The sequence below is a fragment of the Paenibacillus abyssi genome, assembly GCF_014640295.1.
Lineage (GTDB): Bacteria > Bacillota > Bacilli > Paenibacillales > Paenibacillaceae > Paenibacillus_D > Paenibacillus_D abyssi.
Genome location: NZ_BMGR01000004.1, coordinates 278579 through 302758, shown reverse-complemented (window position 1 = coordinate 302758; position 24180 = coordinate 278579). Strand labels below are relative to the sequence as shown.

The 24180-nt window shown below is 51.2% G+C and carries 21 protein-coding genes and 1 pseudogene; 17 read left to right on the top strand and 5 right to left on the bottom strand.

Annotated features, from left to right (window positions below):
- Positions 1–6: 6 nt before the first annotated feature.
- From allC to ggt, 3 genes are read left to right on the top strand one after another with little or no spacing between them, the layout of a single operon-like run.
- Positions 7–1260: an allantoate deiminase gene (allC, locus tag IEW11_RS08110; RefSeq protein ID WP_188530549.1), complete on the top strand. Its 1254-nt coding sequence runs from the start codon at positions 7–9 to the stop codon at positions 1258–1260.
- Positions 1257–2486, top strand: coding sequence for a pyridoxal-phosphate-dependent aminotransferase family protein (locus IEW11_RS08105; RefSeq protein WP_188530548.1), 1230 nt, complete (start codon positions 1257–1259; stop codon positions 2484–2486). Before allC ends, IEW11_RS08105 begins: the two co-directional genes overlap by 4 nt.
- Positions 2487–2489: 3 nt before the next feature.
- Complete coding sequence (gene ggt / locus IEW11_RS08100; protein WP_229725027.1) at positions 2490–4085, top strand: gamma-glutamyltransferase; 1596 nt, start codon at positions 2490–2492, stop codon at positions 4083–4085.
- Between the two features lie 19 nt (positions 4086–4104).
- On the opposite strand, the gene IEW11_RS08095 is transcribed toward ggt, so the two are convergent.
- Positions 4105–5307, bottom strand: a complete 1203-nt coding sequence (locus tag IEW11_RS08095; RefSeq protein ID WP_229725025.1) for an MFS transporter — start codon at positions 5305–5307, stop codon at positions 4105–4107.
- A 382-nt stretch (positions 5308–5689) separates the two neighbouring features.
- On the opposite strand from IEW11_RS08095, the gene IEW11_RS08090 reads away from it, so the two are divergent.
- From IEW11_RS08090 to IEW11_RS08060, 7 genes are all read left to right on the top strand, one after another.
- The gene (locus IEW11_RS08090; RefSeq protein ID WP_188530547.1) at positions 5690–6658 is read left to right on the top strand and encodes an aldolase catalytic domain-containing protein; all 969 of its coding nucleotides are present in this window, start codon (positions 5690–5692) and stop codon (positions 6656–6658) included.
- A 90-nt stretch (positions 6659–6748) separates the two neighbouring features.
- Complete coding sequence (locus IEW11_RS08085) at positions 6749–7465, top strand: FadR/GntR family transcriptional regulator (protein WP_188530546.1); 717 nt, start codon at positions 6749–6751, stop codon at positions 7463–7465.
- Positions 7466–7560: 95 nt separating this feature from the next.
- Positions 7561–8292: a (Fe-S)-binding protein gene (locus IEW11_RS08080; RefSeq protein WP_188530545.1), complete on the top strand. Its 732-nt coding sequence runs from the start codon at positions 7561–7563 to the stop codon at positions 8290–8292.
- Entirely contained in the window at positions 8289–9776 is a 1488-nt protein-coding gene (locus IEW11_RS08075; RefSeq protein ID WP_188530544.1) for a LutB/LldF family L-lactate oxidation iron-sulfur protein, read from the top strand. The genes IEW11_RS08080 and IEW11_RS08075 overlap by 4 nt, the downstream gene beginning before the upstream one ends.
- Positions 9773–10552 carry a LutC/YkgG family protein gene (locus IEW11_RS08070; RefSeq protein WP_188530543.1) on the top strand — a complete coding sequence of 260 codons (780 nt, stop codon included), beginning with the start codon at positions 9773–9775 and terminating at the stop codon, positions 10550–10552. The genes IEW11_RS08075 and IEW11_RS08070 overlap by 4 nt, the downstream gene beginning before the upstream one ends.
- A 63-nt stretch (positions 10553–10615) precedes the next feature.
- The gene (locus IEW11_RS08065) at positions 10616–11206 is read left to right on the top strand and encodes a hypothetical protein (RefSeq protein ID WP_188530542.1); all 591 of its coding nucleotides are present in this window, start codon (positions 10616–10618) and stop codon (positions 11204–11206) included.
- Positions 11207–11557: 351 nt separating this feature from the next.
- Positions 11558–12280 carry a C40 family peptidase gene (locus IEW11_RS08060; RefSeq protein WP_188530541.1) on the top strand — a complete coding sequence of 241 codons (723 nt, stop codon included), beginning with the start codon at positions 11558–11560 and terminating at the stop codon, positions 12278–12280.
- A 257-nt stretch (positions 12281–12537) separates the two neighbouring features.
- Here the strand turns inward: IEW11_RS08060 and IEW11_RS08055 are convergent, their stop codons facing one another.
- The gene (locus IEW11_RS08055; protein ID WP_188530651.1) at positions 12538–12726 is read right to left on the bottom strand and encodes a hypothetical protein; all 189 of its coding nucleotides are present in this window, start codon (positions 12724–12726) and stop codon (positions 12538–12540) included.
- A gap of 21 nt (positions 12727–12747) precedes the next feature.
- The gene (locus tag IEW11_RS08050) at positions 12748–13059 is read right to left on the bottom strand and encodes a hypothetical protein (protein WP_188530540.1); all 312 of its coding nucleotides are present in this window, start codon (positions 13057–13059) and stop codon (positions 12748–12750) included.
- A gap of 142 nt (positions 13060–13201) precedes the next feature.
- Between IEW11_RS08050 and IEW11_RS08045 the strand changes: the two genes are divergently transcribed.
- Together IEW11_RS08045 and IEW11_RS08040 are read left to right on the top strand one after the other, a co-directional pair.
- Positions 13202–14494 carry a vWA domain-containing protein gene (locus tag IEW11_RS08045; RefSeq protein WP_188530539.1) on the top strand — a complete coding sequence of 431 codons (1293 nt, stop codon included), beginning with the start codon at positions 13202–13204 and terminating at the stop codon, positions 14492–14494.
- A gap of 177 nt (positions 14495–14671) precedes the next feature.
- Positions 14672–15127 (top strand): gamma-glutamylcyclotransferase family protein, encoded by a 456-nt coding sequence (locus IEW11_RS08040; protein ID WP_229725023.1) that lies wholly within the window; start codon positions 14672–14674, stop codon positions 15125–15127.
- Between the two features lie 330 nt (positions 15128–15457).
- Here IEW11_RS08040 and IEW11_RS08035 read toward each other — a convergent pair whose 3' ends face one another.
- Positions 15458–16495 carry a ribonucleotide-diphosphate reductase subunit beta gene (locus tag IEW11_RS08035; RefSeq protein ID WP_188530538.1) on the bottom strand — a complete coding sequence of 346 codons (1038 nt, stop codon included), beginning with the start codon at positions 16493–16495 and terminating at the stop codon, positions 15458–15460.
- Positions 16496–16644: 149 nt separating this feature from the next.
- Positions 16645–18870: a ribonucleoside-diphosphate reductase subunit alpha gene (locus tag IEW11_RS08030; RefSeq protein ID WP_188530537.1), complete on the bottom strand. Its 2226-nt coding sequence runs from the start codon at positions 18868–18870 to the stop codon at positions 16645–16647.
- 327 nt (positions 18871–19197) lie between these two features.
- Between IEW11_RS08030 and IEW11_RS08025 the strand changes: the two genes are divergently transcribed.
- From IEW11_RS08025 to IEW11_RS25435, 5 genes and pseudogenes are all read left to right on the top strand, one after another.
- The gene (locus IEW11_RS08025) at positions 19198–20799 is read left to right on the top strand and encodes a copper resistance CopC/CopD family protein (protein ID WP_188530536.1); all 1602 of its coding nucleotides are present in this window, start codon (positions 19198–19200) and stop codon (positions 20797–20799) included.
- A 39-nt stretch (positions 20800–20838) separates the two neighbouring features.
- A complete protein-coding gene (locus tag IEW11_RS08020) occupies positions 20839–21702 on the top strand; it encodes a sensor histidine kinase (protein WP_188530535.1) in 864 nt (287 codons plus the stop codon).
- A complete protein-coding gene (locus IEW11_RS08015) occupies positions 21695–22393 on the top strand; it encodes a response regulator (protein WP_188530534.1) in 699 nt (232 codons plus the stop codon). The genes IEW11_RS08020 and IEW11_RS08015 overlap by 8 nt, the downstream gene beginning before the upstream one ends.
- Positions 22394–22537: 144 nt before the next feature.
- On the top strand, positions 22538–23209 hold the full coding sequence (locus IEW11_RS08010) for a YcnI family copper-binding membrane protein (RefSeq protein ID WP_188530533.1): 672 nt from the start codon (positions 22538–22540) through the stop codon (positions 23207–23209).
- Positions 23210–23797: 588 nt separating this feature from the next.
- Positions 23798–24159 (top strand): annotated as a pseudogene (locus IEW11_RS25435) (transposase); the annotation flags it as partial.
- Positions 24160–24180 lie beyond the last annotated feature (21 nt).

The following is a 24180-nucleotide window of genomic DNA, read 5'->3' as shown; positions in this document are numbered from 1 at the left end:
CAAAGCATGAATGAGGCAATAAAGAAAGAAGCGGTCGAACTCATGCTGGAGCTGTTGGAGGAGCTGGCCTCATTCAGTGCTGATCAAGGCGGAGTCACCCGGCTGTTGTACACGGAACAATGGCGGAGCGCGCAGAGGCACGTATCTGAGAGAATGAGATCATTGGGCTTGCAAGTATACGCTGACCGGGTGGGCAATGTATACGGACGGCTGCCTGGCTCATCGCAAGAGCCTTTGGCCGTATTAACCGGATCGCATATCGATACCGTACGGATGGGCGGGAAATTTGATGGCGCTTATGGTGTTGCTGCTGCGATTGCGGCATTTTTCCTGCTTAAGAAAACCTACGGGAAGCCAAAAAGAACGTTGGAGGTTGTTTCGTTAGCAGAGGAGGAAGGCAGCCGGTTTCCGTTGTCTTACTGGGGTTCCGGCAATATTACAGGGATCTACGATTGGAACAATGCCGGCCAATATAAAGACTCTGAGGGAGTAGCGATGGCCGATGCAATGCGGGCTGCCGGCTTCGGCCTTGCGGAGCAGCCGGACTGCGTGCGCCGCGATCTGGCGGCATATATCGAGCTTCATATTGAGCAGGGGGTAACCTTGGAGCGGATGGAGCAGCAGATCGGGATCGTGGAAACGATCGCCTCGCAAAAGCGATTTACCGTTACGGTCACAGGCGCGGCCAACCATGCAGGCACAACGCCGATGACGATGCGCAAGGATGCGATGACGGGCGCGGCCGAAATGATCCTGGAGCTGGAGAAAAAAGCGTTCCGCTATGGTGAGCCGCTGGTTGCTACAGCAGGCAAAATCGAGGCGGCTCCGAACATGCCCAATGTCATTCCGGGTTCGGTGACGTTTACGCTTGATATAAGGCATGGCAACGAGAAAGAGCTGTCCTTGTTTTGCAATCATTTAATTGACACCTATAAGGAAATTGCGACGCGCAGAGCCTTGAAATTGGACTATGAGTTGTGGATGAATGCAAAGCCGGTACAGATGGATGCGCAGCTGACGGCGAATATTGAAGACATATGCAAAGAGCAGCGGTTGCCTTACAGGCGGATGGTCAGCGGAGCCGGTCATGACGCACAGCTGTTTCAAGCTGTGTGCCCGGCCGCGATGGTATTCATCCCCAGCAAGGACGGCATTAGCCATTCGCCGGAGGAATATTCCTCTCCCCGGTCGCTGACCGCCGGTTTTGGAGTGCTGACGGCTCTATTATACAAGCTGGCTTATGAGGAGGGACTGCCATGAAACGATATGCCGATCTGTCCCCTTCCCAAAGAACGATTATGACGCCGGGTCCTGTCGAGGTGGACCCGCGTGTGCTGCGGGCAATGTCTTATCCGATTCTTGGGCAGTTTGATCCAGAGTTTACCCGGCTTATGAATGAAACGATGGAGATGCTGCGGCTGCTGTTTCGCACCGGCAACCGGTGGGCTTATCCGGTAGACGGCACCTCCCGCTCGGGAATCGAAGCCGTGCTCGCAAGCTTAATTGAACCGGGAGACCGGGTACTGATCCCGATCTACGGACGATTCGGCCATCTGCTGCATGAAATCGCCGACCGCTGCGGCGCGGTTGTTCGCGTGATCGAGAAGGAATGGGGCACCGTATTCGAACCGGAGGAGGTAATTGGGGCAATGAAATCCTTCAAGCCCCATGTGGTAGCGATGGTCCACGGCGAGACCTCGACCGGCCGCATTCAACCGCTGGCGGAAATCGGCAAAGCTTGCAGGGATGAAGGTGTTCTGTTTGTTGTCGATGCGGTGGCGACGATTGGCGGCGTGCCGGTTGAAACGGATAATTGGTACATCGATGCTGTAATCGGCGGGACGCAGAAATGCTTATCCGTGCCTTCCGGGATGGCACCGGTCACCTATAACGAACGGGCTGAGCGAAAAGTGCTGGCAAGAAAACGGGTGGAAAGAGGCCTTAGAAGCATGGCGGAGGCGGAGCTCAGCGATCTTCGGCCGATCCAGAGCAATTATCTTGATTTGAGCCAGCTTCAAGACTATTGGAGCCCGGATCGGCTCAATCATCATACGGAAATGACCTCGATGCTGTATGCGCTTCGCGAGGGGCTGCGAATTGTACTTGAAGAAGGACTCGACAACCGCTTTGCCCGCCACAAGCTGCATGAGTCGGCATTGATAGCCGGGCTCGAGGCAATGGGGATGACATTGTATGGCGATATGAAATGTAAAATGCCGGTCGTTACATGCGTTACGATCCCCGGGAACATCGACGGTGAATCGGTGCGCAGCATGCTGCTTCATCGCTTTGGCATCGAAATCGCAAGCTCTTTTGGTCCGTTAAAAGGGAAAATATGGAGAATCGGAACGATGGGGTACAGCTGCAGGGAGCGGAACGTGCTTCATTTGCTTGGTGCGTTTGAAGCGGTACTGCAAAGACATCGCTTCAAGCTTTCTGCGGGAGCGGCGCTGCAAGCCGCATTGGATGTTTACGAAGGAGGATAGCCCATGTTCAATATTATGTCGCTTGGCCATCGGGCGATGGTGGCGACGCCGCATTATTTAGCAAGCCAGATCGGGAGCCATATCCTGCTTCGGGGCGGTAATGCCTTTGATGCTTCGGTGGCGATCAGCGCAGCGCTGGCCGTTGTGTATCCGCATATGACGGGACTTGGCGGAGATGCCTTCTTCATGCTGTACGATGCAAAGACGGGAGAACTGAAGGGCTTGAATGGAAGCGGGCGCGCGGGCAAGCAAGCAACGCTGGACGTTTATTTATCCCAGGGCAATATGACAATCCCCCATCGGGGCATATGGAGCGCGATTACGGTGCCGGGCATGGTCGATGCCTGGTGGGAGGTGTGGCAAAAGTACGGTCGTCTCCCTTGGGAGGATTTGCTGATGCCTGCGATCGAATATGCGGAAAACGGCTTTCCGATTTCCCGCAATCTGCATTATTGGATGGTCAAGGATGAGGCCTTTCTGCGGGAGGAGGAAGCATTATCGCGAATCTATTTGCCGGAAGGAAAGCTGTTGCAGCCGGGGGATCGATTGCTTCAAAGCGACTTGGCGGGCACGCTGCGGAAGCTTTGCTCAGGAGGGCGGGATGCCTTTTATCGCGGAGAGGTGATGCTGGATATTGTCGCGGGGATCGAGCGCGATGGAGGACTGCTCGCGGCGGAAGATTTTGAGTCCCATTACAGCGAGTGGGTCGATCCGCTCAAAACTTCATACCGTGGATACGAGATCTGTCAAATGCCTCCCAATTCGCAAGGCTTCTCCGCGCTAATGATGATGAATGTGCTGGAGCATGCCGATTTGTCCCGGATTCCGCGGATGTCCGCTGATTTTTATCATCTGATGACGGAGGTGACCAAGAAAACGTTCCGCGATCGGGATCGCTATCTTACGGATCCTGACTTTGCGGCGATTCCGCTTGACCGGCTCCTGTCCAAATCGTACGCCGGACAGCTTTATAAGGAGGTCGACCGTAGTTTTCCGCGTGCAGCGCCGTATTTATCTTCGGTTATGGGCCAAGATACCGCATACGCCGCCGTAACGGACGAAGAGGGCAATGCGGTATCCTTTATTCAAAGCTTATATTTTGATTTCGGCGCGGCTTATATGCCGGGCCGCTCCGGGGTATTCATGCAAAACCGGGGCTCGTTCTTTTCGCTCGACAGCAGCCTGCCGAATGTGCTCTCTCCCGGCAAACGCTCATTTCATACCTTGATGCCGGCTATGATACTGAGGAATGGCAAGCCGTACGTGCTGTTGGGGACACAGGGCGGGGAAGGCCAGCCGCAGACGCAGCTGTCCATCATGACGGGTATATTGGATTACGGCCTCTCCGTCCAAGAAGCGCTGGCGCTGCCCAGATGGGTATATGGCCGTACCTGGGGTATGGACAGCGATTCGTTAAAGATCGAAAGCCGGATATCGGGCAAGATGGCAAGCACGCTGCGCGAATGGGGCCATCAAGTCGAGCTTGTCGGTGAATGGGACGGTATCATGGGGCAAGCGCAGGCGATCCGTATCGATGAAAATGGCGTCATCAGCGGCGCCGCAGATCCCAGAGGCGATGGGATTGCCATCGGATGGTAGGCGGACGGGCGGAATCCGATTACGATTCCGCCGACCATTCCCGCAGCTTTTGGTCGGAGGGCAGCAAGATGGCAAGGAAGCCAAACAGCGGCAGATAGCTGGCAAGCTGCATGACGAGCGATAATCCCAGCGAATCGCTCAGGCCGCCGATGGCGACAGCGCCGATCGCGCCAAGGCCGAACGCGAGCCCGGTGGTCAAGCCCGATACGGTCCCGATCTTTCCGGGGACGAGCTCCTGTGCATAAACAACCGTTACCGACCATCCTGACATGACGATGAATCCGTTTAAGGCAATAATCGGATACGCCCAGAACGGATCCGCATAAGGGAGCAGCAAGGCGAGCGGCGCCGCGGCAACCATGGAGTAGAAAAGAACATTCCGCCTTCCGTAGCGATCGGACAGCGGACCGCCGAGAAAGGTGCCCAGCGCGCCCGCCGCGGCGAACAGGAAAATATAAATTTGAGCCTGCTGCAAGCTAAAATTAAACTCCTCCATCAGTTGAAAAGGATAGTAGATGGAGATGCTGGAGTTATACCATGTCCGGACAAATAACAACACAATAATGAGATAAATGGCAAATGTGATTTGCTTTTTACGCCCGGGAGGCATTTTCGCATCGGATGATTTTCTAACCGGCCTTGGATTGGTCGTAATATAATCTTGATACCATCTTGCCACGTAGAGCTGGACGGCAATGGCACAGCCTGTGATGAGCACGAACCAGATGGCACCGAATTGGCCAAACGGCACAAAGATCAGCACCGTCATGATGGAAGCGAGCGAGGAACCGGAATTACCGCCGACCTGAAAGATCGATTGGGCCAGGCCGCGGCGCGATCCGCCGGCCATATAGGCAACTCTGGAGGCTTCCGGATGAAAAATCGCAGACCCCAGGCCAATAAACAATACCGACAGCAGGATCGCCCAGTAATTCGGTGCGATGGCGATGCCGAACACGCCGATCGTCGTGAGCCCCATGCCGATGGGCAGCATATAAGGCGCCGGCTTGCGGTCGGCATACATGCCGACTACCGGCTGCATAACCGATGAGGTCATATTAAGTGCAAATACGATAATTCCCGCTTGCGTGTAAGAAAGGTTCATCGTTTCCTTGAGGATGGGCAAAATAGCCGGAATAATCGCTTGCATCGTATCATTGATCAAATGTACGATGCTGATCGCGATTAAAACGCGAAACACAGTCGGTTTAAAGTTCGACACAGTAAAACTCCTTCCATAATAGAAGCGGGCTGCTCACTATAAGCGGCATGACTTCGCATGACTCCGCATGACTTCGTCCTTCCCCAAGAAAGACCAATTTCAGTGAGTGAAAATTCTAATCGCGCATACCCTTCCGTATGCTAATCAATTGTCATATATAGTAAGCCCGTCTATCAATTTATGTCAACGATAATATAAAGATGTGTCATTCAATCGCTCAGGTTAACCGCCGCTTAATTGCTTCCGATCCCGGTCAAGATAGGCAGGTAATTTCAAGGCTTAATTCAATCCAATTTCAAGAAAAAAGGGCTTTGCGTTCAGGGCAGCTTTCAAGTATGATGTAGAGAATAGTCATTTTACGTCAAAGGAGCGCACAAAAGTCATGAATGCAAAAGCGAAAGCGAATCATTGTAAAATTGTAGACTGTACGATCCGGGACGGCGGTCTCGTGAATAACTGGGATTTCAGCGTTGAATTCGTACAGCACTTGTACAACAGCTTAAATGAAGCTGGCGTCGATTATATGGAAATCGGCTACAAAAACTCTCCGAAGCTGCTCAAAGGCGCGGAGTCTGCAGGACCTTGGCGGTTTTTGGATGATGAATTCCTGCGTACCGTAATCCCGCAAAAGCTGAATACGAAACTTTCAGCTCTTGTTGATATCGGACGCGTGGATGAGAATGACATTTTGCCGCGTGAGGAAAGTCTTCTCGATCTGATCCGCGTCGCTTGTTACATTCAGGATGTAGACAAAGCGCTGCAACTGGTCAGCTTGTTCCACGAACGCGGCTACGAGACGACGCTGAACATTATGGCGCTGTCCAACGTAATGGAGCATCAGTTGCTTGAGGCATTTGAACTGATCAATGAATCCGTAGTTGACGTTGTATATATCGTTGACTCTTACGGCAGCTTGGATCCGAATGATTTCAGCCTGCTGGTGGACAAATTTAAAAAGCATTTGCCGAACAAACGTCTCGGCGTGCACACCCATAACAACCTGCAGCTTGCATTTGCGAATACGCTGATCTCCGCTGAGAAAGGTGTCGAGCTGCTCGACGCATCGGTTTACGGCATGGGCCGCGCGGCAGGCAACTGCCACACCGAGCTGCTTGTCGCGCATCTGAAAAATACGAAATACAATGTGCGCCCAGTGCTCGACATGATCGATAAGTATATGATTCCGCTTCGTCAGAAAGAAGAATGGGGTTATATCATGCCTTATATGATTACAGGCATGCTGGACGAGCATCCTCGCTCGGCGATGGCGCTTCGCAACACAGCCGATAAGGACAAATCGTTAGAATTCTACGACAAGCTGACAACGCCGGAGTTACTGCACGGCAACTAAATAATGAAGCGAAGCGGCTCCAATGTCCTGTACCGGGATGTCGGAGCCGTTTCTAAGTGCGGTTATTAGCGGGAAAGGGCTGTCCAACCAATGGCATTTGAAAAAATAACTTCGCGAAAAATCTATGAACAAATCGCCGATCAAATGAAAGAGCATATAATGAGCGGCGGTTGGAAAACCGGTGAGAAGCTTCCTTCGACCAAGGAGTTGACCGAGCAGTTTCAAGTTGGGCGTTCCACGATGCGCGAAGCGTTAAGCGCGTTGAAGGCAATGGGATTGATCGAAATCCGTCATGGCGACGGCTGCTTTGTACGCGAGGTGACTGCTGATGAGCTGCCGCTGCCGCAGTTTGAAACCCTCTTGCTGAGCAGAGAAGCGATATCAGAGCTGCTCGAAGCGCGCAAGGCGCTGGAGATTGCCAACGCGGCCATTGCCGCACAGAAGCGAACGGATGAGGATCTGGCCGCGTTTGAAGTGCTGTTGGCTTCGATGAAGGAGCATATCGGCGACCAAGCGGAAGGAGAAGCCGCTGATATACGGTTTCATCAGCTTTTGTCTGAAGCGACGCATAATTCAATCATGGTCAGGCTGCTCGATTCGATTGCCTCGCAGATGGAAATCGCGATTCGCGAGACAAGGCGCATCCAGATGTACAGCAGCAAGCAAGTATCGCTTCAGCTGTGGGAGGAGCATCAGCGGATATACGAAGCGGTAGCCGCACAAAATCCGGAGGAAGCGCAGCAGTCGATGCGCGCGCATCTGGAGCATGTGGAAAAGATGCTGAGGGAATATCTTGATCGAAAGTGAGAAAAATCGCAAGGAGATCAAGTTCCCTCTTTCTTTTTTATTAGATGTCTGATAACCTGATAACATAAGAATATTTGAAACAGAGGTGTAATTCAATGCGGGTTTCCTTATTCATCACATGTCTGTCTGATTTGCTTTACTCGGAGGTTGGGGAGAGCGTCGTGCGGATTTTGAGCGATTACGGCTGCGATGTAGACTTTCCTGAGGCGCAAACCTGCTGCGGCCAGCCGGCGTTTAACAGCGGTTATCAGGATGAAGCGCGCGAAGTGGCTCGCAATCTGATCCGCGCGTTCGAGCACAGCGATTATGTCGTATCGCCTTCAGGCTCCTGCACGGGCATGGTTCATCACTACTACCCTTATTTGTTTGAGAATGAACCGGAATGGAAAGCGAAGGCCGAAGCGCTGGTGGGAAAAATGTACGAGTTCTCGCAGTTTCTGGTCCAAGTGCTCGGTGTGACCGATCTGGGCGCCAGTTTCCCGCACAAGGTGACCTACCATCCTTCCTGCCATGCGATGCGGCTGCTTGGCGTGAAGGAAGAGCCGATGAAACTGCTCTCCTGTGTCGATTCGATAGACTTTGTGGAGCTCCCCAAGAAGGAGGACTGCTGCGGCTTTGGCGGCACATTTTCGGTTAAAATGGCCGATATGTCCGAGGCGATGGTCTGTGAGAAAGCGGTTAATGTATGCAGTACCGGAGCGGAAGTGCTGGTCGGTACGGATATGGGCTGTCTGATGAATATCGGCGGCCGCCTGAATAAAGAGGGACAGCCGGTGCGTGTGATGCATTTGGCGCAGCTGCTTGAGGAAGGGAGAACATCACGATGAGTGTACAGGCTGGACATGGACAGGATACAAATATGGATGAGCGGATCGGCTCAGGCTTGAAGCAGCGGACGAAGCAAGCGCTGCAGGATGAATTTCTGCGTAAAGCGGTAGCGTTTACAACGGATAAATTAAAAAACGGCCGGCTTCAGGCAATGGATGCCTTCGGTGACTGGGAAGCTTGGCGCGACCGCGGACGTGCCATCCGCGAGCATACGAATTCCCATTTGGACTATTACTTATCCCAATTTGCCGACAACGTCGCCGGCAACGGAGGCCATGTTTACTTCTGCAGCGGTGCGGATGATGCGGTCAAAACGTTCATGGGCATTGCAGATCGGCATAAGGCCAAACTAGTGGCAAAAGGAAAATCGATGGTGTCTGAGGAGATTCATCTGAACCATCATCTCGAGGACCGGGGCATCGAAGCGATTGAAACGGATCTGGGAGAATACATCCTGCAGCTGGCGCGCGAGACGCCTTCTCATCTCATTATCCCTGCTATTCACAAAAACAAGCAGCAGATTGCCGACTTGTTCACCGATGCATCCGGACAGCACTTTGAGCCGGAGACGAAGGTGCTTGCGGAGTATGCGCGCAAGAAGCTGCGCAACTATTTTCTGGAGGCGGATATTGGGCTGACGGGCTGCAATTTCGGCGTTGCGGAATCCGGATCGATCACGCTCGTATCGAATGAAGGCAATGGGCGGATGGTCTCCACGCTGCCAAAGGTGCATGTTGTTGTTATGGGCATGGAGCGTCTGGTCCCGACCTTTGAAGATTTGGAAGTTGTATTGAACCTATTGGCGCGCAGCGCGACAGGCCAGAAGCTGACGACTTATACATCCATTCTGACCGGTGCAAGGCACCCTGAGGATCTCGACGGACCGGAAGAGCTTCACGTCATTATTTTGGATAACGGCCGTTCCGCTCAGCTTGGCGATCCGATCTTCCAAGAGGTATTGAACTGCATCCGCTGCGCAGCCTGCCTTAATGTATGTCCGGTATACCGCCATGTCGGCGGCCATACTTATGGCTCGGTATACAGCGGCCCGATCGGTGCGGTGTTGACGCCGCTGCTGCAGCAGGATATGAAGGAAGCGGGGACGTTATCCTACGCATCCAGTTTGTGCGGAGCATGTTACGAAGCTTGTCCGGTCAAAATCCCGCTGCATGATATGCTCGTTCATCTGCGGCACCGCAAAGTGAAAATGAAGCTAACCTCGCTGCCGGAACGTGCGGCGTTCAAGACGTTCCAAACGGTGTTCGGCAGCGTCACATTATACAAGCTGGCTACCAAGTCGGGATACTATCTGCAAAAGCCGCTCGTACGCGGCGGGATGATCAAGGCGGGACCGGCGCCTTTATCAGGATGGACGCAATCAAGATTTATGCCGATGATGCCGAAGCAATCGTTCCGCGACAAATGGGCGGCGCTGCAAGCTGAGTTGGCGGCCAAGAAAGCGGCAAGGGAGGAACAGCGATGAGCAGGTCTGCAGGATCGATGACAGGCAAAGAAGCATTTATGCAAAATATAGCAAGTCGGCTGGGAAGACGTGAGCCGCTTCAAAAGGCGCCGGAACGGCCGTTCATCGGAGTTCCTGATTTTTACCGCGACCGGGAGCTTTCCACGAATGAGCTTATAGAGGAATTTATCCGCAACTGGACGGCATTAAGCGGCAGGACGCTGATCGTGGAAGAAGCGGAAGCGCCTCAGGCCATCGCAGCCTATTTAAAAGAAGTATGCGCCGAGCTTGGCATTACGCGTATTTCGCGCTGGGAGCATGATCGGCTGCGGGAGCTCTCGCTCGACGGACCGTTAATTGAAGCGGGTATTGAGGTTGTTCCATGGCGGGAGGATGGCGCTGATCATTTGAGGCTTGCGGAGCCTCCGACCGGCAGCGAAGGCAATTGGGCGAAGCGCAGCAAATTGCTGCAGGCTGCCGAAACGTGCCGGCTTGGCCTGGTCTGGCCGGATTGCGCGGTCGCTAATACAAGCACATTAGCGCTGTTCAGTGAAGGCGGCAAAGGCCGTTCGGTAAGCTTGCTGACCGATACGCTTGTTGCCGTATTCCGCGCCGATCAGATCGTAACCCGGATGGGTGAAGCATTTGCTTTGTTCAAGGAGCGTTATCCGAATGTGCAGCAGATGGCTTCCTCGCTGAACTTGATCACCGGCCCGAGCCGGAGTGCCGATATTGAGAATGATTTGACGATCGGCATTCATGGTCCGGGTAAGGTACACGCAGTCATTATACGTTAAAGGTTGAACCTTTCTTGCCTGTCTTGGTATAATAGGAAGCAAATGGCAAGGGGGGGAATTTACATGACACAACCCGAAATCCAAACGATCATTGATCAATTGACACATCGCAGTCCACTGCAGCGGTTATCTCCGCTAGAAGCATGGGATCGGGCTCTGGACGATCATATAGCCGAACTGGCTGCGAAAGCCGAGCGTAACGCGGTTTTAGCGCTTTTATCCGGACTTCATTTGTGGAACGACAGTCTGGACCGTTCCCATACGATTTCGCAGGAATTGAGCGATGCAACTGGAAGCTATTGGCATGGGATCATGCACCGTATGGAGAAGGATTACAGCAATGCGAAGTATTGGTTCCACCAGGTAGGAAACCATCCCGCGATAATGGAGCTTGGAGCCGAGGCGGCTAAATGGTTATCGGAGGCAGATGAGCTGGAGCTGCTGACAGACAGTGAACAAGAGACCATACGGTCTATTGTTAAAGGAGAAAAATGGGATCCGTACCGGTTTGTCGATGTTGTGGCCGCTTCTGAAGGCGGACGGTTGTCCGAAGCAAGCAGAGGCGTGCTGGAGCAGCTGCAGTGGCTGGAAATGTCCTCATTAATCCGTTATTGTGCGGCAAGAGCCGCTAACGCCATGAACTTACAGGTGTAATAAGGAAGAAGGACAGGAATCCCCAAATCCACTTTTGTGAAGTGGGTTTGGGGATTGTTTTTCTTGAAAATGAAGTCTACCTCAGTTTTTTATATCAGCAGGAGCAAGCGGATTACGATTGGCACTTTACATCAATGTTAATTTTTTTTAATGAAATGATCGGTTTTCTCATTAAAACGGGACAAGTTGTTCAAAAGCCCTCTAAATGCAAGGGTTTTTTCGAACAGGGGCGGTTAAATTTTCTCATTTTTTGAAATTGCCATTGATGCTGCCAATTTTTGTAGGGTGAAAGTCCCTGCTGCTTATCGGTAGGATGATTATAGACTACTAATCAAGCAGGAGGAATTCGAGTTGAAGAAAGAAATTTTACTAGCGTTATCCTTGTTCGTAGCAGCTCCGGCAGCTGCCCCGCTCATCGCACCGAATCATGCCGCCGCCGCATCCAGTTATGAGACCCAAGTAAAATGGGGAGTTAATTTTCGTTCGGATCCAAGCTCAAGTGCTTATATATTCCGGAAGATTCCAAAAGGTGAAAAAATTCATGTCATCGGAAAAGTGAACAGCTACTGGTATAAGATTAAAGTGCAGGACGGTACGATCGGTTATATTTCTACGGATCCCAAGTACACGAATTACAATTCTTCACCATCCCGCAGCACAAGCAACACGGGAAGTGTAAGCAGCGGTGCCGTAAGCGGCAAAGCTGATCGGGTCATCGCAGATGCCAGAGCATTAATAGGACGGGTAGATTACCAATTTGGCGTAAGAAATCCAGCGCGGCTGATTTTTGATTGCTCATCCTTTACGGAATATGTATTTGAGAAAAACGGAGTTGACATGAAGTGGGGTACCAAACAGCAGCAATATCAAGGCAGTGCCGTAAGCAAAAGCAATCTTAAAAAAGGCGATCTGATCTTCTTTTGGACAAGCAAGAAAAACATCGTAAATCATGTCGGCATTTATATCGGAAACGGCCAGTTCATCCATAACTCGCCATCCAATAATGTAGCCATTAACAGCTTGAACACCGGGTACTGGAAAGATAAATATATTAAGGCCAGAAGAGTTCTGTAGCCCTTTTAATTTACCGCAATCACTGCGCAGTCGAATGTTCTTCCGATCGCTGTTGTTCCCGGATTCCCTTGCATGAATAGGCCGAGGTGGGAATTCGGGAACAAAGGCGACCGCTGACGCTTCTCCAGAATCATTCGATCTGCTTCGTTTAGGCGTAACCGTTTCTTTCATAAAAACAAATAAAAAGAAGCCTTTCCTTGTTAACATGTAAGTACGACCAAACATGAACAAAGGAGAGGCTTCTTTACGGCCGTTCTTCAGTTCCTCGTTGATTTGGCCGAATACGCTTTCCGGTTCGTACATACGTCAATCTTTCTAATATCTGTCTTCCAAGCGCATGTGTGTTCCTTGTGGTACGTGTTATATTTGACGATCGCCGTTACGTTTTCAGTCTCCATGTAGGCATCGTTCTCTTCACTACCATAGCCGGCATCCGAGATAATCATGCTTAAGACAGCCTCATCTCGTCAATGGGCTTCGTACCCTTCAAGCTTTCCGTCCCCTCGAATAGCCGCCGCATGATGCTGGACATTGGGGTGAAAGTAGCCTACGCCCTCAAAACTCCGCCCGCCTGCCGTCACAGCGTTTAATTTGATACGAATATCCTCGCTCTTGCTAAATGCGATCAGCACGTCGTTTTGCGAGATGCCGTTGATATCGATATACCAAAGGATGGAACCCAATTCCGCGACAATAACCAGTTGAGCGGAGGTAAAATTCAATCGAGTATTCTCTTCATGCAGTGTAATGATCAGCTCAGCGAGCTCAAATTGTTCCAATATGCCAGTCCTCCTGTATTTCTTTCTAAAAAGTGATGTGTTATCTAGGCCTGCTTCGATTTTAATGTCGATTAGAAATTTTTGCAACAATTGGCATTTTGGAATCGTCAGAAAAGATAAAAAACATGTGGGGGGCTAAACAATGAAAGCGGGGCTATTAAGAGGAGTGCTGCTGTTGTTCGCTGTTGTGTTTTTGATCGCGGGCTGCTCAAAAGCGGAAGATCATGCGGGGAGTTCCAATAGCGGAAACTCAACTGCATCGCCATCAGCAGGTAATGGTGCGACCGAGTCCAATGAGAGTGCAACACTTGAACCAAGTCCGCCGCCTGGGAGCGGAGACGGCGAAGAAAGCCGCGGCGGCGGTGCCGGAGGTCAGGGTGGTCCAGAGCCGCAGGCAGGACAATTGACAGCAGGAGAATGGAATGACACGCTCGACTGGAGCCGGTGGGGCAATCTGCTTAACAGCCGGAAGGGGGATGAGTATCAACGGCATTGGGGATATTTCCGCTTTAACCGCTTGGCGGTGGAGGTAACCTCCGGGCAGCGGCCCGTTGTCGACGCGCGGCTGGTCCTAAAGGATCAGACGGACCATGCGGTATGGGAGGCCCGGACGGACAATCATGGCAGAGCTTTTGCATACGCCTGGCTGTTCGACGATCATAATCAGAGCGGCGGAGACGATGAATTTTCTGTCGAGCTTTACATCGGTCAGGATATTGTAAAGCGGTATGAGAATGTAAGCATCCCGCGTAAAGAGATACTGCAGATCGATGTGCAGCAGAACGTGGCGATGCCCGAGTCGGCGGATGTGATGTTAGTTATCGATACTACCGGTTCAATGGCCGATGAACTGCAATATTTGGCCGCGGAATTAAAAGATGTGATCAACCGGGTGAATGAGCAAACCGAACAGGAGCTATCGCTGCGATTATCGGCAAACTTTTACAGAGATCTATATGACGATTACGTCGTTAAGCCGTTTCCGTTTACGAAGGATGTCGATGAAGCGGTCCGCCAAATTGCCGCACAGGAAGCAGAGGGTGGGGGAGATTATCCGGAAGCGGTCGATGAAGCGTTGGCCAATGCGTTATATGAGCATGAATGGAGCCGCGAGGCCCGTGCCCGGCTGTTGCTTCTGGTGATGGACGCTCCGCCGCATGATGACAAACGCACAATGGGCAAGATGCGGGATCTGACGATTGAAGCGGCCCGAATGGGCGTGCGCATTATACCGGTGGCATCAAGCGGAGTAGATAAACATACGGAATATCTTATGCGGTTTCTGGCTGCCGCCACGGGTGGAACATATGTGTTTTTGACCGATCACAGCGGCATAGGCAACGCTCATCTGGAACCGGATGTCGGGGAGTATGAGGTTCATCTGTTGAATGATCTGCTTGTTGACCTGATTGTTCGTTATACCGAGCATAGATAGGCTTGCTGCCACATGCTTGCACCATAAGCGGACCTGCTTGCAGGATACGCGGTGCAAGCATTTTTTGTCGTGTGGATCGAATGTAAGGGGCATTGCGCCAATGCTGGACAACCGTGGCGGATTACGGCAAACTAGGTTAGAGATGAATTGAAACGTTTTATCAGGACAGATACGCTAGTGGCTAAATTGCGGCTGGATCTAAGAATGGAAAAGGAGAGGTCAGAGGGCATGTTGGATGAGCCGCCATACATACGTGTATTTATATACGGATCGCTGCTGCCGGGTTTGTCGAACCATCATGTGGTTGCTCCGCATCTTCAGTCGATTGTTCCGGGCACCATAGCTGGCACGCTTGTCGATTTTGGTCCTTATCCCGGTCTGTTCCGTACGGGGGACTTACGGTCGGCAGGGACGGTGCGGGGCTGCTGGATTGAAGTGACACGAATCGGGCTGCAAAAGATGGACGAGCTCGAAGGCTTCGCCGGAATAGAGGAAGAGAATGATTATGAGCGGGTTTGGGTACGCGATTCTAATCATCCCAAGATGCAAGGATGGGTATATGTTTGGCGGGATAATCGCGGCTATCCCGTGGTACGCGGTAATTATTGGCCGGATTATTTCGCGGCAAAATAAAAAGCCTGGGCCTCAAGGTTACGCACCTTGACTTGCCCAGGCTTTTTAAATGAAGTTTCACCTGCATATTTCGCAATAGACTGCTGCCGTTGCTTCTGCTTGGCGGCTTATGCAATTACACAATCACAGCCGTGTTCCTTAATTGCCTGCAGCCGTTTTTCTTTTTATTAATATACATTATAACGAATAAAAATTCAACTAATTTCGATCTGTTTATATTATCCAGCAGCACAACACAGCTCCAAAAACCTTGTTTAAATAACAAAAATGGCGTATAAATTGGATGTCAATTTACGCGCCATTTTGTATGTCACATGAAAACCAAGCGGCTTACAGGTCGCCCCAGTTCAGGTTGGATGATTTGCTGTAGTTCGTTACTTTTTGCTCGAAGAAGTCGGTTTTCATGCCGTTCATGTTGCTGAAGCTCTCGACCCATTTCATCGGGTGCTCCGTAATTTCCGGATAAAGGATATCCAGGCCGAGCTTTCTTAACCGTTCGTTGGACAGGAACTTGATGTATTGGTCGATGATGTCGTTCGTCAAGCCGGCAATTTGGTTGTTGGTGATATATTGTCCCCACTCAATTTCATGCTCGACCGCAGTGCGCATCATTTGGCGCAGTTCTTCGACCAGAACCGGGGTGAACAGCTCAGGATTTTCCTTGCGCACTTCCCGGAAGATCCCTTGGAAGAGGGCCAGATGCGTCAGCTCATCGCGCTGGATATATTTGATCTCGGAGACGGTCCCCAGCATTTTGCCTTGGCGGCCAAGCGCATAGAAGAAGCTGAATCCGCTGTAGAAATAGATGCCTTCGAGAATATAGTTGGCCATGATCGTTTTCACAAGATTTTGGGCGGACGGTTCCGCGATAAAATTCTCGTACAGGTCGGTGATGAAACGATTGCGTTTCAACAGGTTTTTATCCTCGCGCCACAGGTTGTAGATCTGGTCGCGCACGTCAGCCGAGCAGACACTGTCCAAAATATAGGAATAGCTTTGGCTGTGTACCGCTTCCTGGAATGTATGCACGGTCAGGCACAGATTGACTTCCGGCGCCGTAACAAATTCGTTCACGTTCGGCAGGTTTGCCGTTTGAAGCGAATCCAAGAAGATCAGGAAGCTAATGATTTTATCATAGCTGTTACGCTCGGAGAGCGACAGGTTTTTGTAGTCTTTGGCATCCTGTGCAAGCGGAATTTCTTCCGGAATCCAGAAGTTGTTCATCATCGTCCGGTACATCTTCGTTGCCCAGTCGTACTTCACGTTATTAAGCTCGATCAGGTTCGTGGTGTTGCCGCCGATCATCCGGCGTTTGCCCCAGTCGCGATCGCCTTCCTCATTAAACAATTTCTTACGCTGCAGTTCCATAATTCACGATTCCTCCTTATAACTTTCCTTATTATATCATTGCCGAATAGGTTTCTGCACATGAAAGAGGCCTTTACGCATAATCCAGATGTGCTTAAGCAGAAGATAAGGCCCCTGAGGGCCTTATCTGGTCATGTAATCTGGTGTTGTTACGAGCTGCAGCTGACACAATCTTCGACCTCAAGACTCTTGTTGCGGCAGTAGTAGACGGTTTTCAAGCCGTTCTCCCATGCAGCCATGTATAGTTCCAAAAATTCTTTTGCTGTATATTCAGGCGTAATGTATAAGTTAAATGATTGCGCTTGGTCGATATGGCGCTGACGGCGGCCGGCAGCTTTGATGCTCCAATGCTGGTCGATATGATGCGCTTCTTTGTAATACCAGAACGTCTCTTCGCTAAGGTTAGGAGCGGTTTGCGGAATGACGGCGTTCTTCTTCTCTTCAATAAAGAATTTGTTGAAGATCGGGTCGATACCAGCTGTTGAACCGGCTATCAGCGATGTCGAGGCAGTCGGTGCAATTGCAAACATCCATGCATTGCGGACACCGTGCTCGGCAACCTGTTTTTTCAGCTCCAGCCACTCAGGGCTGTTATAATCCCGGCGATCGAAGTATTCACCGGTCTGCCATTCGCTGCCTTCATACGCGTTGTACGTGCCTTTTTCTCTCGCAATTTCCATGGAAGCTTTGATCGCGCAGTAGTTGATCCACTCGTACAGCTCGTCCGCACGATCCAGATGCTCTTCACTTTCCCAGTTGACTTGGTTCAGAGCGAGCCATTGATGGTATCCGCTTGTTCCAAGTCCGACGGCGCGGTATTTCTTGTTCGTAATTTCCGCTTGTGGGATCGGGTAGTGATTAAGATCGATTACGTTGTCCATCATCCGCATCTGGCATGCAACAACCTCAGCGATTTCTTCCTTCGAGCGGGTACGGCCCAGATTAAGCGATGAAAGGTTACATACAACATAGTCGCCGCTTTTGACCTGTGTAGTGATAATGCCGTCTTCATGCGTTGTTGAGATGTACTCAGTCGGGCTCATGTTCTGGCAGATCTCGGTACACAGATTGGAGCAGTAGATGATCCCTTTATGTTTATTCGGATTCGCACGGTTTACCGTATCACGGTAGAATATGAATGGTGTGCCGGTTTCAAATGAGCTGGCCAAAATCTTCTTCATGATATCGATCGCCGATACTTCATCCTTGGAGATGTTCGGATTCTCTACGAGCTCTTCATAACGGCGTTCCCATTCTTCGCCCCAGAAATCTTCAAGCGCCCAGCCCATCATGGAGCGAACTTCATGCGGATCGAACAGGTACCAGGATTCGCGCGTCTGCACTTTGCGCATGAACAAATCCGGAATACATATGCCTGGGAAAATATCATGGGCTTTCATCCGGTCGTCGCCGTTGTTGGTTTTCAAGTTCAGGAAATCAAAAATATCTTTATGCCAAACGTCGAGATAGATGGCAACGGCACCGGAACGAACGCCGAGCTGATCAACTGCAATCGCAGTGTTATTGTAGTTCTTGATCCACGGCACAACGCCGCCGGCCACGCCTTTGTATCCGCGGATATTGGAGCCGCGGCTGCGTACCTTCCCGATATAAATGCCCATGCCGCCGCCGAATTTGGATACTTGGGCAAAGCTGGAGTCAACATTGTAAATGCCCCACAGATTATCCGGCACCGTATCGATAAAGCAGCTGGACAGCTGGTGGAACGGCTTGCGCGCATTGGCCAGAGTAGGCGTAGCAACTGTCATTTGCAGGCGGCTCAGCACATCATAGAATTTGCGTGCCCAAGCGAGCTTGTCCTGTTCTTTCATCGCCAGATGCATCGCAACGCCCATGAACAGCTCCTGCGGCAGCTCTAACACTTCTCCGCTAAAGCCTTTGATGAGGTAACGGTCCGCCAATGTTTTCAGTCCGATATAGTTAAACAGATAATCGCGTTCCGGCTTCATATAATTACCGAGCTCCGTTATTTCATCACGTGTATAATGCTCGAGTATGTATTTGCCGTAGAAGCCTTTGTCCGTTAAGTAAGTAATGAGGGAGTAGAAATCGCCATAACCGAAATACCCGTATTTGCGGTTGATTTGCGATTCTTTGTACAGATCATATACAAGCAGCTTTGCTGCGACATATTGCCAATTTGGCTCTTCAATGCTCGTTTTCTCAACGGCAACTTGAATAAGCGTACGTTGAACCTCTTTAGTCGTTATATTATTACGGAAGTAAGGAAGGAGAGCAGTTTCCAGCTCAAGCGGATCGCATCCTTCAAATCCGTCACAAGCAAAATCGATTACTTTCTTTAACTTCGAGAAGATCAGCTCTTCTTTTTGACCATTGCGTTTAATAATATCCACGTATAAGTCACTCCTTGTCGAAAGGCGTCATTGAACCGCTAGATAAACAACAGATAGACAATTGATATCCTACATATACACAACATATTGATAACAGAAAATAAGGTTACACCAAGATATAGTGGCTGTCAAGAAAAAGGATTCGACATTATTTGCGGAAAAAGACAGAAAAATTTGCAAGCCCATACCCCGCTTGAAAAATTCAATATTTGTCCGTTGGTATTCCGTAAGGCTATTTAGTACACTGTTTGATGAAAGGACGTGAATCCGTTGTTGTCAACTGGAAATTTTCAAAACAAAAGAATCACAAGGTGGCTTGCAATCGCAATGCTATTCTTGACATTCATCTCTATTTGGAGCGTCACGCCTCAGACGGCGAATGCGCATGCGTCAGCGGTGCGGTTCGTGCCGGAGCCGAACAGCCGCTTGGACACCGGCCCCTCCAAGGCAGAGATTCAATTCAATGAAGCGGTCGAGCCGGACGTCGGAGCGCTTCAGGTATTGGATTCCATGTCCCGTCTGGTGACGGAATCGCAGCATTCGGTATCGGAAGACCGCCAGACATTATCGATTGATTTGCCGAAGCTCGGTGAAGGGGTATACACGGTCGCTTACAGTGTCGTATCGGAGGACGGGCATCCCGTCTCAGGTTCCTATATATTTGTAGTGGGCAATCCGCCCGCAGCAAAGGACGCCTCTTCTTTTAATCCGCATGATCAGCTTGGACACAGCGGTCATGAGGTCGCCACCCAAATGACCACAGAGCAGTTTGTTATATATGCGGTTAGAGGAATCTATTATGCGGCTTTATTGCTGTCAACCGGATTAATGCTTTGGTACGCACTATTAAAACATAAAAATGAGGTTCAGCTTGCGATGTTCCGCAAATGGGGGCTGTGGACGGTAAGAGCCTTGTTAATTTCATCGCTGCTCTACGTATTCACCCATTCGCGCGAATTAATGGCGGGACAACCGTCATCGGACTGGGCAAGGCTGTTTACGCAAACGGAGATCGGCATGACATGGGGACTTTTAATTGTGCTGGCGCTCCTCGGCTTTGTTATGTTAAGGGCAAACGCAGCGCTGCGGGTTGTTTGGGCGGCTGCTCTGCTCGTATTGGAGGGCTTTAGCGGACATGCGGCGGCATATGCTCCCAAATGGTATTCCTTATCGCTGGGCATCGTCCATCTTATCGCCTCTGCAGTATGGGCAGGAGGATTGGCTTTCCTGCTGGTGCTGTGGTTCGAGGAACGGAAAGATGCCGGAAGGTTTGCTTCGAAGTTTACGAATGCGGCATGGACATCGATTGTGCTGCTGACGTTTACCGGGGTATTATCAGCGGTACTGTTCATTCCAAACTTTTCTTATCTGTTTTATACCTCTTGGGGAACGCTGCTAATTGCAAAGACGGTACTGGTGCTGCTCGTTATCGTCGTGGGAGCATTGCTCAGACGACGCGTGCGCCGCGGTGATCTGCCGGCTAATATTTTCCTGCGGATTGATGCGGCGCTCATGGCTTTGATCATCGTCATTGTCGGAATCTTTACCTATATAAGCCCGCTCCCGGCCAATGAACCGGTATCCAAGCATTTGATGGGCGAGAAGATGCATCTTACGCTGCGGATTACGCCTAATGTGCCGGGTGATAATGAGTTTATGGTAAAGGTATGGCTTCCTGAAGAAACAGGGGTGCCCAAATCGGTGAGACTGCTGCTCAGCTCGGAGGACCGGAAGAATATGGGCCCGATCGAGGTGCCGATCAAGCCGGTAGATGACGACGAGATCGGAGCGTTCACCGGATTTGTAAGAGCGACCTATCAGGCCGAAGGGCCATATATCCCGTTCCCGGGACGCTGGGTGGCGGAAATCAAGGTGCTGGATAAAGAAGATAATGAATTGACGCATCAGGAGACGTTCCGGAACTATTAATGATTCCGCACTGCTATTGTCATTGGAGGAGCGCAGTTGATGTCGTACAAGCAAATCAAGTGGTTAATTCTTTGGATTCCGACACTTACAATCGGCGTATGGGAGTATCTGCGGCATACGATATTGCTGCCGTATCTTTCCATGGAGCTTGGCAATCTGCTCTCGCCATTTATTGTGCTGGCTGTTACCGTAACGCTGCTGCGCAAGCTGTTCTCCCATTTGGAACAAACGCAGGACGAGCTGAGGCGGCATCAAGCGCTCAAAGCCGCGTTGGAGGAGCGTGAGCAGCTGGCAAGAGAGCTGCACGATGGAATTTCACAGTCGCTGTTTCTCATGTCGGTCAAGCTTGACCGGTTGGAGAAAGCGGACACAGATCATGAATTCCGCAGCCAAACGCAGCAGATACGCGATACAGTGAGACATGTATACGAAGATGTGCGCCAGTCGATCGCCGCGCTGCGAACCGCACCAGTAATAACCGACCAGCCATGGATGCAATCGATCCACGATTTGATGGATGAGATCCGCGAAGGAAGCGGGCTGCGTCTTGAGCTGGATTGGCAGCTCTCCGACGGGATGCTGACTGCCAAGGAAAAGGTGGAGCTGCTCGCTATCTTGCGGGAAGCATTGCTTAACGTACAGAAACATGCCCGAGCTTGCCAAGCGGTTGTCCGCTGCAAGCCTCATGGAGAAGACGGGCGCAGCTTCCTCTGTTCGGTAACGGACGACGGAATCGGAATCAGCGGCGAACGAATGAGAGCAAAGGGATGTTACGGCTTGCGGATGATGGAGAACCGGGCCGCTGCGATGGGATGGAGGCTCGACATCCGTGCTGCGGGGCCGGATGGTGCCCGTGGCACAACCGTTACCATAACAGCAAAAGGGGGCGGAGTGGATGAGTAAGAGCGATCACGATCACGTATTCAAGGTACTGCTCGTTGATGACCATCCGCATGGAAGGGATGGCATGCGGACAATTCTTGAGGTTGATCCGGTGTTCGAGGTGGCGGGAGAAGCGACAAGCGGGGAGGAAGCAATTGCGATGGCCGACCGCTTGATGCCTGATCTCATCCTGATGGACATTAATATGCCCGGAATGGGCGGGTTGGAAGCGACGCGGCGCATCAAAACACGCGTGCCCTATGTAAAGATTGTTATGGTGACCGTCTCGGATGACATTACGCATCTGTTCGAAGCGCTCAAACGGGGCGCTCAGGGCTACCTGCTGAAAAATTTGACGCCCTCTTCGTGGCTTGAATATTTGCGGGCAATCGCTGTTGATGAGGCGCCGATGTCCAAAGAGCTTGCCTTCCGCATTCTGCAGGAGTTTTCACCCGGTATGCAAGCAAGCAGCCCAAAGATGGCGCAAGGAGCCGCACCTTCGCCGGGTAACCCTCTTACGTCAAGAGAGCGCGAGATTTTGGGTCGGGTTGCGCTTGGCGAATCGAATCGTGAAATCGCAAGTTCTTTCAGCTTGTCCGAGCATACGGTCAAAAATCACTTAAAGAACATTTTGCAGAAGCTCCATCTTGAGAACCGGGTGCAGCTTACCCGTTATGCGCTGGAGCAGGGGCTCCTTCCCCCGGAAGGTTGACCCTGTCGATCCAATCGTCCATCCTTATGGAGGTCTGTCACAAATTGTACAAGGGGGCATAGCCCTTTCGAGTCATATGCCAGATCGGTTCAGGTGGTTATACTGGGTAACAGCAGTTAACAATTTGACCAGAGGTGAAAGAGGATGAAGAAATGGGTAAGCTTTGCAATTACAGCAATGGCGCTGTTTCTGTTTGCGGGAGTGGCGGCAGCGCATGTAACTGTTCAGCCGAAGGAAGTGACGCAAGGCACATATGAGGTTTTTACGGTACGTGTACCGAGCGAGACGAAAGGTACGAGCACCATCAAAGTGGAAGTTAAAGTGCCTGATGGCGTCAATATTTCACGTATTGAACCGAAGCCGGGCTGGACGAATACGCTGGAACGAGCAGCGGATGACCGAATCATCGGGGTTGCTTGGAGTGCAGAAGGCGATGGGCTCGCCGAAACCGAGTTCAGTGAATTTAAAATGCAGGGCAAGGTCGCGGATGATGCAGCAGCGCTGGAATGGAAAGCCTATCAAACCTATGCGGATGGCAGCACAGTGGATTGGGTAGGCGATGAGGCATCGATCACACAGGTTCTTGCAGGCACCCCTGGAGAAGATGGCCACGGACACGGCGTTGACGCAGCTGCAGGCCACGCGGCGGATACGGATACAGCTGCGGGTGCTGATACAACCGCTGCTGCGGGCGAACAAGCGGCAACTCAGGAAGCAGCCGCTGCCAATCCGCTTTCAACCTGGTTATCGATCGCCGCTCTGGCGCTTTCCTTGATCGCATTGATTATCGCTTTATCACGCAAACGTACGCGTTAATACGTTTGTGTTTGTCCTGGCAGCCTTACGTAAAAGAGTGGAATAGCTCCATATATGGAACTTGAGTGAGGGATTCATCTAACGGGAAAACCTCCCGTAAATTTATTTGCAGTCGTACGAATTGATCCATCTAACTGGAATTCCTCCTTCTAATTCGGCGCTCGAACGATAAGACGAGCTCAATCGATAAAATTAGCGGGAGGATTTCCATCTTTACTTCTTACGGAAGCCTTGAAGGATGAATTAGCTGGAGGTTTTCCAGGATAGCTTGCTTCAGCGGATCAAGGACCGGCTCAGATTGGTCCGGCCACACCCGTGTGGCTGACTGCCGACACGTATCGCCCCACCTGCGCGCTGGGAGCTTCTCGGGGTGCATGCGGCGCTTCTCGCGGTCACCGCCACGGAATCGGAAACCCCCGCCCGAATAAAGTTCTAATTCTCATCATTCGGGTTTATTGATGCTCTGAAGAGAATCATTCGATCTGCTTCGTTTAGGCGTAACCGATTCTTTCCTAAAAACAAACCAAAAGAAGCCTTTCCTTGTTAACATGCAAGTACGACCAAACATGAACAAGGGAGAGGCTTCTTTTGTATATCGAATATACCATGGACCCGCTTACTTTGCCCATGGACTTGCAGGAAGATATCCCCGAAAACCATCTCGTCCGCGTCGTCAATGATGCCGTCAATCGCCTGCCTATGAAGATCTTCACTCCAGCTTATCCCGGCGGTGGTCAAGATAGCTAAACCACCCCAAATTGCTCATGAAAGTCATCATTTACGCCTGCACGCAGCGTATCTACTCTTCCCGCCAAATCACCACAGCCGTTCGCGAGAATAGCATGTTCATGTGGCTCGCCGCCCGGCAGTGCCCAGACTTTCGCACCATGAACCGCTTCCGGTCAGAGCGCTCTTTTTATGTTATTAAGCTGCGATATTTTCGGCTCTTGTGTTGATTTTCCCCATAAGAT